The sequence below is a fragment of the Pseudarthrobacter sp. CC4 genome (genome assembly GCF_048957775.1).
GTDB lineage: Bacteria > Actinomycetota > Actinomycetes > Actinomycetales > Micrococcaceae > Arthrobacter.
On record NZ_JARCCZ010000002.1, the window covers coordinates 250,510 to 266,444 of the forward strand.

12 protein-coding genes are annotated in these 15,935 nt (G+C 66.2%); 1 reads left to right on the forward strand and 11 read right to left on the reverse strand.

The genetic code is table 11. From position 1 onward, the window contains the following. Positions 1 to 37: 37 nt before the first annotated feature. Positions 38 to 1,693 carry a sensor histidine kinase gene (locus PV768_RS02365; protein WP_421092179.1) on the forward strand — a complete coding sequence of 552 codons (1,656 nt, stop codon included), beginning with the start codon at positions 38 to 40 and terminating at the stop codon, positions 1,691 to 1,693. Here the strand turns inward: PV768_RS02365 and PV768_RS02370 are convergent. The 11 genes from PV768_RS02370 to PV768_RS02420 all read right to left on the reverse strand — a co-directional run bounded on the left by PV768_RS02370 (position 1,671) and on the right by PV768_RS02420 (position 15,783). Next, positions 1,671 to 2,933: a 5-methylcytosine restriction system specificity protein McrC gene (locus tag PV768_RS02370; protein ID WP_421092180.1), complete on the reverse strand. Its 1,263-nt coding sequence runs from the start codon at positions 2,931 to 2,933 to the stop codon at positions 1,671 to 1,673. The two genes, PV768_RS02365 and PV768_RS02370, sit on opposite strands and share 23 nt — an antisense overlap. Next, positions 2,920 to 5,151 (reverse strand): McrB family protein, encoded by a 2,232-nt coding sequence (locus tag PV768_RS02375; protein WP_421092181.1) that lies wholly within the window; start codon positions 5,149 to 5,151, stop codon positions 2,920 to 2,922. Before PV768_RS02375 ends, PV768_RS02370 begins: the two co-directional genes overlap by 14 nt. A gap of 71 nt (positions 5,152 to 5,222) precedes the next feature. Then, positions 5,223 to 5,456 carry a PLDc N-terminal domain-containing protein gene (locus PV768_RS02380; protein ID WP_157238988.1) on the reverse strand — a complete coding sequence of 78 codons (234 nt, stop codon included), beginning with the start codon at positions 5,454 to 5,456 and terminating at the stop codon, positions 5,223 to 5,225. Positions 5,457 to 5,545: 89 nt separating this feature from the next. Then, positions 5,546 to 5,962 carry an acyl-CoA thioesterase gene (locus tag PV768_RS02385; RefSeq protein WP_157242675.1) on the reverse strand — a complete coding sequence of 139 codons (417 nt, stop codon included), beginning with the start codon at positions 5,960 to 5,962 and terminating at the stop codon, positions 5,546 to 5,548. Positions 5,963 to 6,045: 83 nt separating this feature from the next. Then, the gene (locus tag PV768_RS02390; RefSeq protein ID WP_421092182.1) at positions 6,046 to 8,121 is read right to left on the reverse strand and encodes an ABC transporter ATP-binding protein; all 2,076 of its coding nucleotides are present in this window, start codon (positions 8,119 to 8,121) and stop codon (positions 6,046 to 6,048) included. Then, positions 8,118 to 9,851 (reverse strand): ABC transporter ATP-binding protein, encoded by a 1,734-nt coding sequence (locus PV768_RS02395; RefSeq protein ID WP_421092183.1) that lies wholly within the window; start codon positions 9,849 to 9,851, stop codon positions 8,118 to 8,120. Before PV768_RS02395 ends, PV768_RS02390 begins: the two co-directional genes overlap by 4 nt. Before the next feature lie 162 nt (positions 9,852 to 10,013). Beyond that, on the reverse strand, positions 10,014 to 11,633 hold the full coding sequence (locus tag PV768_RS02400) for an MFS transporter (RefSeq protein WP_421092184.1): 1,620 nt from the start codon (positions 11,631 to 11,633) through the stop codon (positions 10,014 to 10,016). Between the two features lie 10 nt (positions 11,634 to 11,643). After that, entirely contained in the window at positions 11,644 to 12,114 is a 471-nt protein-coding gene (locus PV768_RS02405; RefSeq protein ID WP_321215445.1) for a MarR family winged helix-turn-helix transcriptional regulator, read from the reverse strand. A gap of 151 nt (positions 12,115 to 12,265) precedes the next feature. Then, positions 12,266 to 13,975, reverse strand: a complete 1,710-nt coding sequence (locus PV768_RS02410; protein ID WP_421092185.1) for a thiamine pyrophosphate-binding protein — start codon at positions 13,973 to 13,975, stop codon at positions 12,266 to 12,268. Between the two features lie 5 nt (positions 13,976 to 13,980). Beyond that, positions 13,981 to 15,045, reverse strand: a complete 1,065-nt coding sequence (gene speB / locus PV768_RS02415) for an agmatinase (RefSeq protein ID WP_321215443.1) — start codon at positions 15,043 to 15,045, stop codon at positions 13,981 to 13,983. A gap of 162 nt (positions 15,046 to 15,207) precedes the next feature. Next, positions 15,208 to 15,783 (reverse strand): helix-turn-helix domain-containing protein, encoded by a 576-nt coding sequence (locus PV768_RS02420; RefSeq protein ID WP_323056447.1) that lies wholly within the window; start codon positions 15,781 to 15,783, stop codon positions 15,208 to 15,210. Positions 15,784 to 15,935 lie beyond the last annotated feature (152 nt).

Genomic DNA, 15,935 nt, shown 5'->3' on the forward strand with positions numbered 1-15,935 from the left:
TGGCTCCACTCACCCCGCTCCCCTACGTGTGCACGCCATGACCGCCCCGGTGGCGTGGGCTTCGGGTAAGTTGAGGTTCTTCCGGCGGCCCTTTCACGAGTACAGCCTGACCCAGCGGGTGGGGCTGAGCCAGATGCCGCTGTTCATCACCACATTGTTGACGGTGTTCCTGGTGTGGGCCTTCTTCCCGGGCACCATGGACAATCCGCTCTTTGCCGCCTTCGTGATCTCCCAGCTGGCCATCATGGGCCTTTGCTACGTGGTTCCCTGGGAGCGGCTGCCCTACACGAGCTTCCTGGCCATTCCGCTGCTGGACTTTGTTTCCATCGGGGTGGGCCGGCAGGGCGGGCAGGAAAGCCTGGCGGGCATCAGCCTGCTGGCCGTTTTCCCGGTGATTTGGCTGTGCGCGTCCGGATACCATCCCCGGGCCGCGCTGTGGCTGTCCTTCCTGGGGCCGCTGGCCATCATCTGGGTTCCGCTGCTGCTGAAGGGGGACTTTACGCCCCAGGACCTGGCCCGCTCTTTGCTGCTTCCTGTGATAGCGCTCGGAATCGGCGCGTCCGTGAGCGTCCTGACCCTCAGCATGATGCGGCAGCAGGAGGAACTTGAGGAAAAGGACGCCCAGCTGCAGGCCAACCTTCGGACCAGCCAGCGCCAGGAGGCATTGCTGAATGCCGTCCTGGAAACTGTCCACCTGGGCGTCCTCGCGGTGGATGCGGACGGGCACGATGTCCTGATGAACAGGAAGCAGCGGGCAAACCACGAACTGGCCCGGCCCAAGGACATAGCCGACCCGAACGAGTCCCAGCTGCTGGTGTTCGGGGCTGACCGGAAAACGCTGGTTCCCGTGGAGGAACGTCCGGTGCGCCGCGCCGTCCTGGGCGAGACCTTTACGGATTACCTGGTGTGGCTGGGTTCGGGCAGCGACCAGCGCGCCGTCGTGACCACCGCACGGGCCATGAAGGACGACGACGGCGCTTTCGCCGGCTCGGTGATCGCGTTCAGCGACGTGACGGACCTGGTGAACGCCCTGACGGCGAAGGACGAGTTCGTCGCCAGCGTCTCCCACGAGTTCCGGACGCCGCTGACCTCCATCCTGGGCTACGTGGAACTCCTGCTGGCTGACGAACCGGCGAAGGCGCAGCGGGAGATGCTCGAGGTCATCCGCCGGAACTCCGAGCGGCTCCTGACCCTGGTCTCGGACCTGCTGTCCAGCCGCAACGGGCAGCTGATCGTCACGCCGGAGGCCGTGAATGTCGCCGAGCTGGTGCGGTCCAGCGTCTCCTCGGCCACGCCCCGGGCGGCAGCGGCGGGAGTGGTGCTGCAGGCGCAGACCCCCGAGCGCCTTGACGCCCATGTGGACGGCGCCCGGATCTCCCAGGTCCTGGACAACCTGGTGTCCAACGCCATCAAGTACTCCCCGGACGGCGGCAGCGTGCTGGTCTCCCTGGAGCAGGAGGACGGGCACCTGGCCTGCCGGATCACCGACACCGGCATGGGCATGAGCCCCGAGGACGCCTCCGAGGTTTTCGCCAAGTTCTTCCGCTCCAGCACGGTCCGCCGGACGGCCATCCCCGGCGTCGGCCTCGGCCTCCCGATCAGCAAGGCGATCATCGAGGCCCATGGCGGAACCATCGGTGTGGACAGCACCCTCGGCGAGGGGACCACCTTTACGTTCCGGGTTCCGGTGTAACCTGTTCGGCACCTGTTGAAACCCGGACCACCTCGCCCCAGGACTGGCGCGCGAGTTCCCGGACGGACGCGAGGATTTCCGACGGCGGCCTGGACAGGTCCAGCGGGAATTCCACGATGTCGATGTCCGTATTGAGGATGCGGCGGAGCTTCATTTCCCCCGCCCCGGCGTACACCAGCCATGCGGTGGGCACCGCCAGCGCGGTGCAGTGGGCCAGCATCTGGTAGTGGTCCGCCGTCAGGGAAGCACCCGTATCCGAAGCCGCGGTGTACTTGGCGTTGTACACCACCACCGGCCGGCCGCCGAGCAGGTGGACGGCGTCCGGGCGCACCGACAGCCGGTCAGCGTCATGCACCGCCTCGCTCAGGAGCGCATTGAAGCGGAGCCGGAGCTCGCCCGGGTAGGCGGACATCGCTTCCCGCAGCGCCGTGCCCACAAAATCCTCAAACACCTGGGCCATGTCCACCACGAACGAGGCCGTCTGCTGCTTGCCCTCCCCGGCTTCCGCGGAGGCGTTGCGCAGGATCAGCTCCGCCAGGCGCAGGACCGCGTGGTAGCGAACGTTCATCCTGGTGGCTTTCCACCGGGGCAGCGGTGCTCCTGCCGGGAGGCACGTAACGGCGTCGAGCTTTCCCTTGAGCTGGCGCAGCCGGCTCAGCACCTCGGGGCGGACGCGCGGCACCTGGCCCATCCGTTCCAGCGCGGCGCGCAGGATCCGGTTCTCGGCAATGTCCTCGGTGAACTCGTCGTAGGACACCTCCAGGGGCACCAGCATGCCGGGCCGCCGGGAAATCTGGTCCGAAATCCTGATCCGTCCCTTGACCGTCCGGAGCGATTCATCCACGGTGAGATAACCCTGCAGGACGCCGCGGCCCAGGGCACGTTCGGCCAGCTGCGCGAGCGACTCCGCCAGCGCGCTCCACAGCTCCCGGTCCTCCACGGCTGAGACCGAATCGGGGCGGAAGCCCTGCTCGCCGGCGTAGCTGAGCAGGAACAGGAGCCGGCTGAGCCCCAGCCGGTCCTTGGGACGCACCTCGAGCTGCACCGTGGCCGTGCGCACCGAACCCACCTTGCCCACCGGCTCGATCCGGTACAGCCCAAGGCCCATGGGTGATGCCTTGGCCAGGCCGCTGGAATTCAGGAAGGACGCGCTGGCCGGGTCCAGCCGCTCCACGATGCCGCGGGACAGTTCATCCAGCACCAGGTGGCGGACAGACGTGCCGGGGTCAGCGGTCCGCAAGGCGTCCCAGCAGCTGGTCCAGCCCGAAGCGCTCCTCGAGCTGCGCCCGGGTCAGCTGGCCGTGGTAGTGCTCCTCCAGCAGCGGCATGAGCTCGTACTTCCAGATCCGGCGGAGCCCGGCGGGGGTCTGGGCGGCGGGCTTCATGAAGTAGGACGGGCCAATCATCAGGTCCCGGTCCCACTCGTCAATCGCACTGTTCAGGGCATCCAGCAGCAGCGCCGGCGTGAGGTCGAGCTGCCGGGCCTGGAGGAACCGCAGCAGGGAGCCCTTCACAGGCTCGGTCTGCGGGTGCAGCTCGATGAAGGAGAACCGGCGGCGGATGGCGGCGTCCATCATGGCAATGGAACGGTCCGCCGTGTTCATGGTGCCGATGATGTAGAGGTTGTCCGGCAGCGTGAACGGCTCGTTGGGGCTGTACTGGAGGTAAATCCGGTCGTCCCGGTATTCCAGCAGGAAGTACAGTTCGCCGAACACCTTGGCCAGGTTGGCGCGGTTCATCTCGTCGATGATCAGGAAGTACGGCTTGTTTTCGTTGCCGGGCTTCGCCGCTTCCTCCGCGAGCCGGCGCAGCGGCCCTGCCACCAGCTTGAAGGAGACCTGGCCTTCGTCGGTCTTGTCCGGCCGGTATCCCTCGAAGAAGTCCTCATACGCGTAGGAGGGGTGGAACTGGACCAGTTTGACCCGCTCGTCCGTGGTGTCGTCCGCCAGTTCGGCGGCGAGGTGCTTGGCCAGGTAGGTCTTGCCGGTCCCCGGCGGCCCATACAGGACCAGCTGGCGGTTCTCCTCCAGCAGCTCGGCGATCTCCTGGAGCGGCTCGAGCTCCATGTGCAGCGAATCGGCGAACTCGCGGGTCAGCGGGCGAAAGCCCTCCTGGACGGGAGGCACGACGGCGGCAGCTTCAGCATCGCCGTCGGGCTCTGTTTCCGCTTCTGCCGGCAGCAGCGCCTGCAGAGCCTGCACCACCTTGGTAACGTCCACGACGATTCCGGCGGTGGCCAGCTGCCGCTGGACGTGCCGCGGCAGGCTGGTGGTGGTGTGTCCCTCGTCGAACCAGCGGACCTTGCGGCGCAGGCGCCGGTTGTCGTCGTTGTGTTCGGGCTCCCCGAGCACCACCCCCAGGCTCACGGCGCCGGCGTGCTGGTACAGCACCAGGTCCCCCGGCTTCATGACCGTCAGGAAGGCAAAGACAGCAGTCTTGGTGTCCTCCCGCTCCACGTAGCCGAGGTGCTTGTAGTCCTCGTCCACGGCGTGCTGGACCAGCCCTGCGGTAACGCCGGGGTCCAGCAGGCGGAGATGTTCGACGTCGAGGGTCGCCTTCTCCTCGCCCTGCCAGGCTGTGAGGAGCTCGGTGTTGTCGCTGTGCGTGCGCAGCAGCCAGGCCCGCCGGCCGGGGTCGCCCACCTTGCGCCACTGGCTGACGAGCTGGCGGGAGTACCAGTCGATGCGCTGGCCGGCCTGCTCGTCAAGGTGAAGGCGGATGCGGTGGATGTCAGCGGTGACGTCCTCTTCGGCGTCCCCCTTCGCGCCGCCCACCAGGGAGGCGAAGGCGTCCCGGATCTCATGCCGCTCCACGTCCGCCACCACGGGCTCGAAGTAGCTGGGACAGGTGAGGAACTCGATGCTACGGCGGATGGCGGGCTGGTCGCCCGGTGTGGCGGCCGCCAGCCGGTGGAACTCGAGCGGGTCCTGCAAGGCTGCCGCGATGGACGCCGTGGGCTGCTGGTCCACGTGCTGCACAAACCGGCACAACCATTTCAGGTGGTCCCAGATGGTCCAGTTGAACTCCGCCGTCCGGTCCCTGATGACACCGTGGTCCGTCATGCCCTCGTAAAGCTCCTCCGGAAGCTCCAGCGGGGGCTCCAGCCAGGAGGCGGCCTCGGCCACGCGGGCGCGCTTGACCTTCAGTGACTTCACCTCATGGGCCAGCGGGAGGGACTGCAGGAACAACAGTTCGACGGCCAGTTGCTTCGCTTCCCGCGAGGCACCCTCCAGGTTCTGCCGGAGGTTGGTCATCATGGGGGCCTTGGGGTCCGGCGTCCCGCGTTCCAGCCGTTCCAGAAGCTCAGCGGCCGCATCGGCCGTCCAGGTCAGGGTGCGGCCATCAAGGGCAGACGGTTTCCCCAGCAGCCCCGGACCCAAAACGAACCAGGCTGCGTCCTCAATCTCCTTTGATATGCCGAGGGCGCGGGTCATGGCAGCAGTGGAGGCGGGGGTCATGGATTCAAATTTACAGGGTCAAGCTGGACGGGCGCTCAACGGACTGTGAACGGCCGTCTCGGCTTGGCACCCTACATGGCCTGGACGGGCTTCTTCCGGCCGAAAATGAAGTAGCCCATGGGACCGATGAAGTTGATGAAGGACGCCGCCCGCCAGGCCGCCTTGGGACCGTTGATCAGTGCAGCAGGGCGCTTGGAGATGTCCCGCTGCGCTGCCACCAGAAGTGACACCTGAGCGATGCCCACCAAAATGGTGCCGGCCTTGGCTGACGGAGGCATTTCCTTCCAGGTCTTTTTCTGTGCCATGTTCTCTGCTCCTTGGTTGGGGTTTCAGTTTCCGGTGCGGGCAGCCGCTGCGCAATGGGTGGCGGTACCCTGCGCGCCCGCAGTCCGGCTCAGGCCGTGAACGGAGCCAGCCGTTCCTTCTGTTCCGGGGTGAGCCGCTGGACCCGGCCTGTGGCCTCGTCCACGAACGCCAGGTGGCTGCTCGCCTTCACGCAGTCCTCCCTGGTGACCGGGTCCTGGACCAGGTAGTGGATATCGAAGCTGGCCCCCTTGACGGCCCCGATCCACACCAGGACCACGGCCGGAACGTTGCGGTATTCAAGGGTCCTGACGTACCGGATCTTGTGGTCCACCACCAGGGCCATGGTTCCGTCCGGGACATCGTTGAACAGTGAGACGTGAGGTTCGATGCCGGGCAGCCCCGCGCCCCGGGGCGGGCCGAAGGCCGCGATCCGGGCTTCCTCCAGCATCCGGACGATCTGGACGTTGTTGATGTGCCCGTACGCGTCCATGTCACCCCAGCGCATGGGCACCAGCACCTCGATCCGGCGGCCGCCCGCGGATTCTGGCTGCGCCGGGGTGGCCTGCTGCGCGGGCGCCTCCTGCGTGCTCAACTGTGCACCGCCGTCGAATCGTCCACGGGAACTTCCTCCGCGTCCGCTCCGGCGAACTGGGACCTGTACAAGCGGTAGTACGCGCCCTGCGCGGCGAGGAGGGCCTTGTGGTTGCCCTGTTCCACGATCTTGCCGTTTTCCATGACCAGGATGGTATCGGCATCGCGGATCGTGGAGAGCCGGTGTGCAATGACGAAACTGGTGCGGTCCGTGCGCAGGGCCGCCATCGCCTTTTGCACCAGCAGCTCGGTGCGGGTGTCAACGGAGCTCGTGGCTTCGTCGAGGATCAGCAGTGAGGGGTTCGCGACGAAGGCGCGGGCAATGGTGATCAGCTGCTTCTCGCCGGCGCTGACATTGTTGCCTTCCTCGTCGATCACGGTGTTGTAGCCCTCGGGCAGGGCCCGCACGAAGCGGTCCACGAAGGTTGCCTTGGCGGCCGCCATTACCTGCTCCTCGGTGGCCTCAAGGTTTCCGTAGCGGATGTTGTCGTAGATGGAGCCGCCGAACAGCCAGGCATCCTGCAGCACCATGCCCACCTTGGACCGGAGCTCGGAGCGGCTGAGGTGGGTGATGTCCACGCCGTCCAGCATGATGGACCCGGCATTGAGCTCGTAGAACCGCATCACCAGGTTCACCAGGGTTGTCTTTCCCGCCCCGGTGGGCCCGACGATGGCCACGGTGTTTCCCGGCTCGGCAGTAAAGGACAGGTTCTCGATGAGTTCCTTGTCCTCGGTGTAGCTGAAGGTGACGTTCTTGAAGTCGACGTGGCCGTCGGTCCTGGCCGGCAGGTGCTCGGTGGCGGTCTCCGTGTCCTGCTCGTCTGCGTCCAGGAACTCGAAGGCCCGCTCTGCGGACGCCACCCCGGACTGCAGCATGTTGGCCATGCCGGCCATCTGGCCCAGCGGCTGCGTGAACTCCCGCGAGTACTGGATGAACGCGGTGGCATCGCCCAGGGACATGGACCCCGAAGCAACCCGGAGGCCGCCCACGACCGCGATGCCCACATAACTGAGGTAGGAAACAAACTGCATCACGGGGAAGATGATGCCGGACACGAACTGCGCCCCGAAGCTGGCCTTGTACAGGGCCTCGTTGCGTTCCTCGAACCGTTCCAGCATGTCCGCGTCCCGGCCGAAGACCCGCACCAGGTCGTGGCCGGAGAATGATTCCTCGATCTGCCCGTTGAGGGCTCCTGTGTTCTTCCACTGGGCTGCGAAGAGCTTCTGGCTGCGCACCCCGATGATGCCTGCCGCGACGCCGGAAAGCGGCAGCGCAACCAGGGCGATCACGGCCAACTGCCAGGACACGATGAACATCATGATCACGATGCCCGCCACCGTCAGCAGCGAGTTGACCAGCTGGGCGAAGGCCTGCTGGAGCGCCTGCTGGATGTTGTCGACGTCGTTCGTCACCCGGGAGAGCACGTCGCCGCGCTGGCGGGTATCGAAGTAGTTCAGCGGCAGCCGGTTCAGCTTCTTCTCCGTATCATCGCGGAGCCGCCGGATTACCTTCATCACGATGCGGTTGAGCACATAGCCCTGCAGCCAAAGGAAGATGTTGGCCACGAAGTACATCAGCAGGACCACCGCGATGAGCAGGGTGAGCTTGTCGAAGTCGATGCCGGCGCCGGGCACCAGTTCCATCCGGGACACCATGTCCGCGAAGTTGTCCTGGCCCTGCCGGCGCAGCCCGTCCACAAACTGTTCCTTGCTGACGCCCGGCGGAAGCTGCTTGCCTACCACGCCGGCGAAGATCACGTCCATGGCCTGGCCCAGGATCTTGGGGGCGATGACGTTGAGGACCACGGCGATTACCACCATGCCCACCACCACGTAGATCCCCAGGGCTTCCGGTTTCAGCAGCCCCATCAACCGCTTGGCGGACGGCCAGAAGTGCTCGGCCTTCTTGGCGGGGATCCCGCCGAACATGTCCCCGTCCGATTCGGAGGGAGTGTACTCCTCGTCAACGAAGTCGTCGTCCTCGACGGGTTCGGCCGCCTGCCCGGCGTCGAGCTCGTCCTGGGCTGGCGCTGTTCCCCTACTGTCCGTGGAGTCCTTCTTGGGGGCGCTCATGCCATTTCCTCCACGCTCAGCTGGGATTCAACGATTTCCTGGTAGGTGGGCGAGGTTTCCAGGAGTTCCTCATGCGTCCCACGGTCAACGATCCGCCCGTTGTCCAGCACCAGGATCTGGTCGGCCTCGGTAATGGTGGAGATCCGCTGGGCCACGATGATTACCGTGGCATCCGAGGTGGTGCGTTTGAGGGCGGCACGGAGCCGGGCGTCCGTGGCAACATCCAGGGCGGAGAAGGAATCGTCGAAGAGGTACACCCGGGGTTTGGTGACGAGTGCCCTGGCGATGCACAGGCGCTGGCGCTGGCCGCCGGAGACGTTGGTGCCGCCCTGGGCGATGCGCGAGCCGAGCCCGTTCTTCTTGGCGCGGACAAACTCATCGCCCTGCGCCACGCCCAGGGCCTCCCACAGTTCCTGGTCCGTGGCGTCGGTCTTTCCGAACCGCAGGTTGTGCCCGATGGTGCCGGAGAAGAGGTAGGGCCGCTGGGGCACCAGGGCAACGCGCTTGGTGATCTCCGCCCGGTCCATTCTGTCGACGGGAACACCGTCCAGCAGCACCTCCCCTTCCACAGGGTCGTAGAGCCGCGGCAGGAGGGACAGGAGCGAGGTTTTGCCGGCCCCGGTGGAACCGATAATGGCGAGGGTCTGCCCGGGACGCGCCGTGAAGCTGATGTTGCTCAGCACAGGCGATTCAGCGCCCGGGTAGGCGAAGGTGACGTTCCGGTACTCGACGACGCCGCTCAGCATGGCGGGCGCCTCCGGACGTTCCGGATCGTGGATGGAGGGTTCGACGTCGAGCACTTCACCGATGCGGTCCGCGCATACGGAGGCGCGCGGAATCATCATCGCCATGAAGGTGCCCATCATGACGGCCATCAGGATCTGGAGCAGGTACTGCAGGAAGGCGGTGAGGGCGCCCACCTGCATCTCGCCGGAGTCCACCCGCTGCCCGCCGAACCACAGCACGGCGGCGGTGGACAGGTGCAGGATCATGCTGATGGCGGGGAACATCAGGACAAACAGGGAACCGATCTTCAGCGAGACGTCCGTCAGTTCCTTATTGGCCTCGCCGAAGCGCCCGGTTTCATAGGGTTCGCGCACAAAGGCCCGGACAACCCGGATGCCAATGATCTGTTCCCGCAGCACGGCGTTGATGCGGTCGATCTTCTTCTGCATGGACCGGAACAGCGGAATGAGCCGGACCACCAGGTAGCCCACCACCACGGTCAGGAGGGGCACCGAAACCCACACCAGCCAGGACAGGTTGAGGTCCTCGCGCAGCGCCATGATGATGCCGCCCACGCACATGATGGGGGTGGCCACCATGAAGTTCAGTCCCATCAGGACGAGCATCTGGACCTGCTGGACATCGTTGGTCCCGCGGGTGATGAGCGTGGGGGCACCAAAGGCGTTGACGTCCCTGGCCGAGAAACTGGTGACCTTGCGGAACACGCCGCGCCGGAGGTCGCGGCCCATGGCCATGGCGACTTTGGACCCAAAGTAGACACCGGCGATGGCGGTGCCCACCTGGACGAAGGCCACCAGCAGCATCACGGCGCCGGTGCGCCAGATGAAGTCCGTGTCCCCGCGGGAAACCCCTTCGTCAATGATCTGGGCGTTCAGGCTGGGCAGGTACAGCGCCGCCATGGTGGACGCCAGCTGAAACACAATGACGGCCACAATGTACGGCATGTACGGCCTGGAAAACCGTCGTATCAGGGTCAGGAGCATGCCCACGGGTCCTTAGGATGGGTTCGAAGAATGGTTCGGAAAAGCACGAGGCTTAAGTAGTAGCAGCCGGGGCTGACATCCTTGGCTTTCCCACTCTACGAAACTCCTCCCCGCGGTGAAACAGGCCCCGCAAAAGATCATCCGTGGGGAGTACTGCCTGCATTACCTGCCCGCCGGGGCGGGCTCCGCCGTCGTGCTTTCCTGCTCCCGCGCCTGCTCCGGCGCCGGCTGGATGTCCACGGTCCGCCGCAGCGGCTTTTCCTTGATGAACAGCACGGACACCAGGGCGACGACGGCCACGGCGGCTGAAATCAGGAACACTTCCGCGGTGGCGTCACCGTAGGCGGCCCGCATGATGTCACGGACGGGTTCCGGCATGTGCGCCAGGTCCATGCTGGAGCCCGCTGCGCCGCCCTGGACGGGGATGCCGGCCGCCGCCAGTCCCCGGGTGGCCAGTTCGCTGACCCTGTTGGCCAGGATGGCGCCCAGGACGGAGACGCCAATGGCACCGCCCACGGACCGGAAGAACGCCACGGAGGCGCTGGCCGTTCCAATGTCCGCAGCGCGGACCGTGTTCTGCACTGCCAGCACGAGGTTTTGCATCAGCATGCCCAGGCCAAGGCCCAGCACCGCGGTGAAGATTCCGGCGTGCCAGAGCTCCGTGGTGTGGTCCATGGTGCCTGCCAGCCCCAGCCCGCCGATCAGGAAGACGGATCCCGCGATCAGGTAGCCCTTCCACTTTCCGGTGCGGCTGATCAGGAGTCCGGAAGCCACTGAACCCGCCAGGTTGCCCGCGATCATGGGCAAGGTAAGGAGTCCGGCCTCCGTGGGGGTGGCGCCGCGGGCCACTTGGAAGTACTGCCCCAGGAAGGTTGAGGAGCCGAACATCGCGATACCCACGGCTACGGAGGCGAGGATGGCAAGGGCCGTGGTGCGTTCGGAGATGATCTTGAGCGGGATGATCGGCTGCTCCACCTTGGATTCCACCAGGACCAGCAGCGCCAGCAGGAGGATTCCGCCGCCGACCATGAGGGCGGACTCCCAGGAGATCCAGTCGTAGTACGCGGGGTTGCCGGCGAAGGAGACCCAGATCAGCAGCAGGCTTACCCCGGAGGTGAGCAGGACGGAACCGAGCCAGTCGATCTTGGCGGGCCGGCGGACGTGGCTGATCTTGAGGGTGACCTGCAGGAGGATCAGGGCGACGACGGCGAGCGGCACGCACACGAAGAAGGTCCAGCGCCAGCCCAGCGGGCTGTCCACGATGAAACCGCCCAGCAACGGTCCCCCGGCGGTGCCCACTGCCATGACCGCGCCCATGTAACCGGAGTATTTCCCGCGGTTCCGCGGCGGGATCATGGTGCCGATGATGGCCTGGGCCAATGCCGTCAGGCCGCCCATGGCTACGCCCTGGATGACCCGCGCACCCAGCAGCAGCGGGATGGTTTCGGAGAGGCCTGCCATGACGGAACCTGCAACGAAGATGATGATGCTGAGCTGGACCAGGAGCTTCTTGTTGAAGAGGTCAGCCAGCTTGCCCCAGATGGGCGTGGTGGCGGCGTTGGCCAGCAGCGCTGCGGTGATCACCCAGGCGAAGTCGGTCTGGGTTCCGTGCAGGTCGGACATGATGGTCGGCAGGGCGTTGGCCACGATCGTGCTGCTGAGAATCGCCGTGAAGAAGGCGGCCAGGAGGCCGGTGAGCGCTTCCATGATCTGGCGGTGGGACATTTCGGGCGGTGCGGCGGGTGCACTCAACATGGTGACCCGGGCGGCTGTGGTTGCCATAGGTTTGCTCCTAGGGGGTGGTGATGGTGCCGGCCGCCGTTGCCCGGGCTGATTTCTTGAGTGATTCGGTGAGTTTGTGCAGGGTTTTCGCCGTGTTGCCGGCGTCCTCCTCGCTCCAGTCCCGCAGGTAGTCCTGCAGGGCTGCCGTCCGCTGCTCCTCGATGCTCCGGAGCCTGTCCGCTCCCAGGGGCGTGAGGGCAACCAACTGTGCCCGTCCGTCGTCGGGGTCCTGCCTGCGGACCACCAGGCCGTGCTCCTCCAGGTCCGCGATGTGGCGGCTGAGGACCGGCGCGCTGACTCCCAGCCGCTCGGCCAGGCTCGTGGCGCGCGACTCCCCCTCCCCCACGAACCGGAGGACGCCCTGGAGTGCGACTCCGGTCTCCTGCCCGCGGACTGCGGCAGTGGCGATGCAACGCACCGCGCGCTGGAGATCGAAGATCTGGTAGACGAGATCGGCCGCCGTATCCGGTGCAACTGCCATTGCTACAGACACTCCTTACTTGTTTGCCTGAAGCAACTATATACCCATTTGGTTGCTTCAGGAAACTAAAGGGCGGATAGTGGGAAAACGAAGGGCCCCGGCTCCTTGCGGAGGCCGGGACCCTTTTTCTGCGTATTCGGTTGAGTGGGCCCTATGCGGGGAGATGGGTTGGGGCGAACATCTTCAGGAGCGTTTCCACCACGACGACGTTGGGCCCGTCACCGGCGAAGCCCGCCTTGAGCGCCTCCCCCACGTCCTCCGGCGCCACTTTTGTGGCCGGCACGCCGAAGGCTTCGGCGAGTTTGACAAAGTCCGGGCGGGCCAGCTCGGTGGCGGTTGCCTTGCCGAAGGCGCCCACCATGTATTCGCGCAGGATGCCGTAGCCGCCGTCGTCCACGATCAGCCAGGTGACCGGCACGTTGTGCTGCTTCGCCGTGGCCAGTTCCGCGATGGAGTACATGGACGAGCCGTCGCCGGAGACGGCGAGCACCCGGCCCGGCTTGCCAACTGTTTCCAGCCCCACGGCGGCGCCGATCGCCGCCGGGAAGCCGTAGCCCAGGCCGCCGGCGCCTTGGGCGGAGTGGAACTGGCCCTCCCGGGCGTCCCAGCAGCTCCAGCCCCAGTAGGCGGCGATGGTCATGTCCCAGAAGGTCTGCATGTCCGCCGGGACTGCATCCCGGATGTCGGCCATGAACTTCAGCTCCTTGGCAAGGTCCTGGGATTCCAGGCGCGCCCGGACTTTCGCCAGGGATTCCTTGACCAGGTCCTCCGGAGAGGTGCCGTGCCAGTTGGGCCTGGCATGCGCAGGCTCCACCTCCAGCGCCTCGTCCAGGGCAGCCAGTGCCTGTCCCGCGTCCGCGCGGATGCCCAGCCCGGGCCGGTTGGACTCCAGGACCCGGGGTTCGGCGTCGATCTGGATGATCCTGCCGCGCGGCTCGAAAGTGAAGTAGTTGGACGTGACCTCGCCCAGCGAGGAGCCGATCACCACCAGCACGTCGGCGTCCTCAAGCAGATCGGTCATGTAGCGGTCCTCGATCCAGGACTGCAGCGAGAGCTCGTGGTTCCAGGGGAATGCGCCGTTGCCGCCCGGGGTGCAGATCACGGGGGCACGCAGTTTCTCCGCAATGGAGAGCAGCGACTTCTCAGCCCGGCCCCGGCGGGTACCGCCGCCGGCAATGACGGCCGGGCGCTCGGCGGCCTGCAGCCATTTCACCGCTTCGCGGACCAACTCCACCCGCGGCGGATTGTCCGCCGCTTCGGCGAGCGCGTCCTCCACCGGCGGCACCATGATCGGATCGAGCAGGACGTTCTGCGGAATCTCGAGCCACACCGGCCCCTGGGGCGAGGAAATTGCCTCGGTCCAGGCGTCCTGGATGGCCGACGGGATGCCGGACGCGTGCTGGATCAGCCGCTGGCTCTTCGTCACGTTCGCGGCCGAGGCCTTCTGGTCATCGAGCTGGTGCAGCATGCCCTTGCGCCGGGCGCCCAGGCCTTCCAGCGGAATCTGGCTCGCCACCACCACCATCGGCACCCCTGTGGCATAGGCCTCCTGCAGCCCGGCCAGCGACGTCAGCGCGCCCGGGCCGGTGGAGAGGAACAGGACGCCCACTTCACCGGTGGCCCGCGAGTACCCGTCCGCAGCGAAGGCGCTGTTGTTCTCCACCCGAGAGGAAACGAACTGCAGGTTGCCCCGGCCCATCGCATCAAACAGTCCCAGCGCATGCTGCCCGGGGATGCCAAACACCGTTTTCGCGCCCAGGGCTTCCAGTGTCTCGACGACGAGGTCCCCGCCGTTGCGGGCACCCGTAACCGGACCCTTCGCTGCCGGCACCGCCGCCTTGCCCGGATCGTGCTCGACCATCCCCGCTACTCCTTGCCCGCCGGTGCGAAGCCTGCCGGCCGGCGGACCTCCTGGCCGAGCGCCTGGGCGGCGTAGCCCGTCGCTGAGCCGAAACGGTCGCCTTCCACGGCGTTGTCTGCCATCAGCGTGACAAGCTCGTAGGCAACGTGGCTGGCGGCGACGCCGGTGATCTCGGCGTGGTCGTAGGCCGGGGCCACCTCCACGACGTCGGCGCCCACCAGGTTCATTCCGCGGAAGCCGCGGATGATTTCCAGCAGCTCCCTGCTGGTGATTCCGCCGGCTTCGGGCGTGCCGGTGCCGGGAGCATGGGCAGGGTCCAGGACGTCGATGTCCACCGAGATGTACAACGGGCGGTTGCCGATCCGGTCCCGGACCTTGGCCACGGTTTCCAGGACGCCCTGGTAGTAGACGTCCGCGGAGGTGACGATGCCGAACCCGAACCGGTGGTCGTCGTCGAGATCCTTCTTGCCGTACAGCGGGCCGCGGGTGCCGATGTGGCTGATGGCTTCCGTGTCCAGGATGCCCTCCTCGACGGCCCGGCGGAACGGGGTGCCGTGGGTGTATTCGGCGCCGAAGTAGGTGTCCCAGGTGTCCAGGTGCGCGTCGAAGTGCAGCATCGCCACCGGTCCCCCGGCCCGCTCAGCCGCCGCGCGGAGAAGCGGCAGGGCAATCGTATGGTCACCGCCGAGGGTCACCAGCCTGCTGCCTCCGGCCGTGAGGTCCAAAGCGTTCTGCTGGATGGTCTCGATGGCTTCATTGATGTTGAACGGGTTGACCGCCATGTCCCCGGCGTCGGCAACCTGGATGTTCTCGAAGGGGCTCACGTCCCACGCCGGGTTGTACGGGCGGAGCAGGCGGCTGGCTTCCCGGACGTGATTGGCGCCGAAGCGGGCTCCCGGACGGTAGGACACGCCCGAATCGAACGGCACGCCCACCACGGTGACGTCGGCCTTGGCCACCTGGTCCAGCCGCGGCAGCCGCGCATAGGTGGCAGCACCCGCATAGCGAGGGATGCGGGATGAATCAATGGGGCCTAGGTTGCCGTTGGCTTCGATGCGCAGCTCTTCCACTGGAGGCCTCTCCTTCGAGGAGTTGAGGGACTGTTGTGACTGCCATCATACACCCGGGTTTTCCTATGTGCACCGCATGTTTACAGAGCCTCACCCGTCTGAGTAGCGCTAAGTGTCGTTTTGAACGCTCAAAACGACACTTAGCGCTACCTAGTTGTGGGGTTAACGGCTGGCGGCGGGAACGAGGACCCAGAGCACCTCAACCTGCTTGTCCGTGGGGTTGATCCAGGTGTGCGGCTCACGGCCCGGGAAGGTGACCGTGTCTCCGGGGCCGAGGTCGTATTCCTCGTTGGTGAGGATCAGGCGGATCCTCCCCTTGATCACATGGAGAACGTCAACGTCGCAGTCCACGGCATAGAGCTCGGACTCACCGCGCCCGTGCGGTTCAATGCAGGCCTGGATGATCTGGATGCGCCGCTCCGAGCGGGCGGTGAGGAGCCGCTCCACGATGCCTTCGCCGCCGAGGGAAATCCTTGGCCCTTCGTTGCGTTTGGTCAGGTGTGTTTCCGGGGCCGCGAACAGGTCGCCGATCGAAATCGACAGCACCTGGCAAAGTGTCACGAGCGAGGCGACGGACGGTGACGTCAGGTCCCGCTCAACCCGGCTGAGGAATCCCTTGGTCAGGCCCGTAGCGTCGGCCACCTGCTCTATGGTGAGCCGCTGGGACTGCCGGGCCGCACGGATCCTGGAACCGATGGCTACCGGAACGTTGCTCGGCTCAACTGGCAGTGCCTTCATCTACGAACCTTTCATGGCCGGCCGTCCGGCTCCGCTCTGGAGCAATCCTAATGGCCAGCCCTGCCTGTGACGCGCCCCTTGCGTGCGCGCCGCGGCGACGCCAAACCTCCCTTGACTGTTACCACCATCACAGCCTAACTTGAGACAACCAT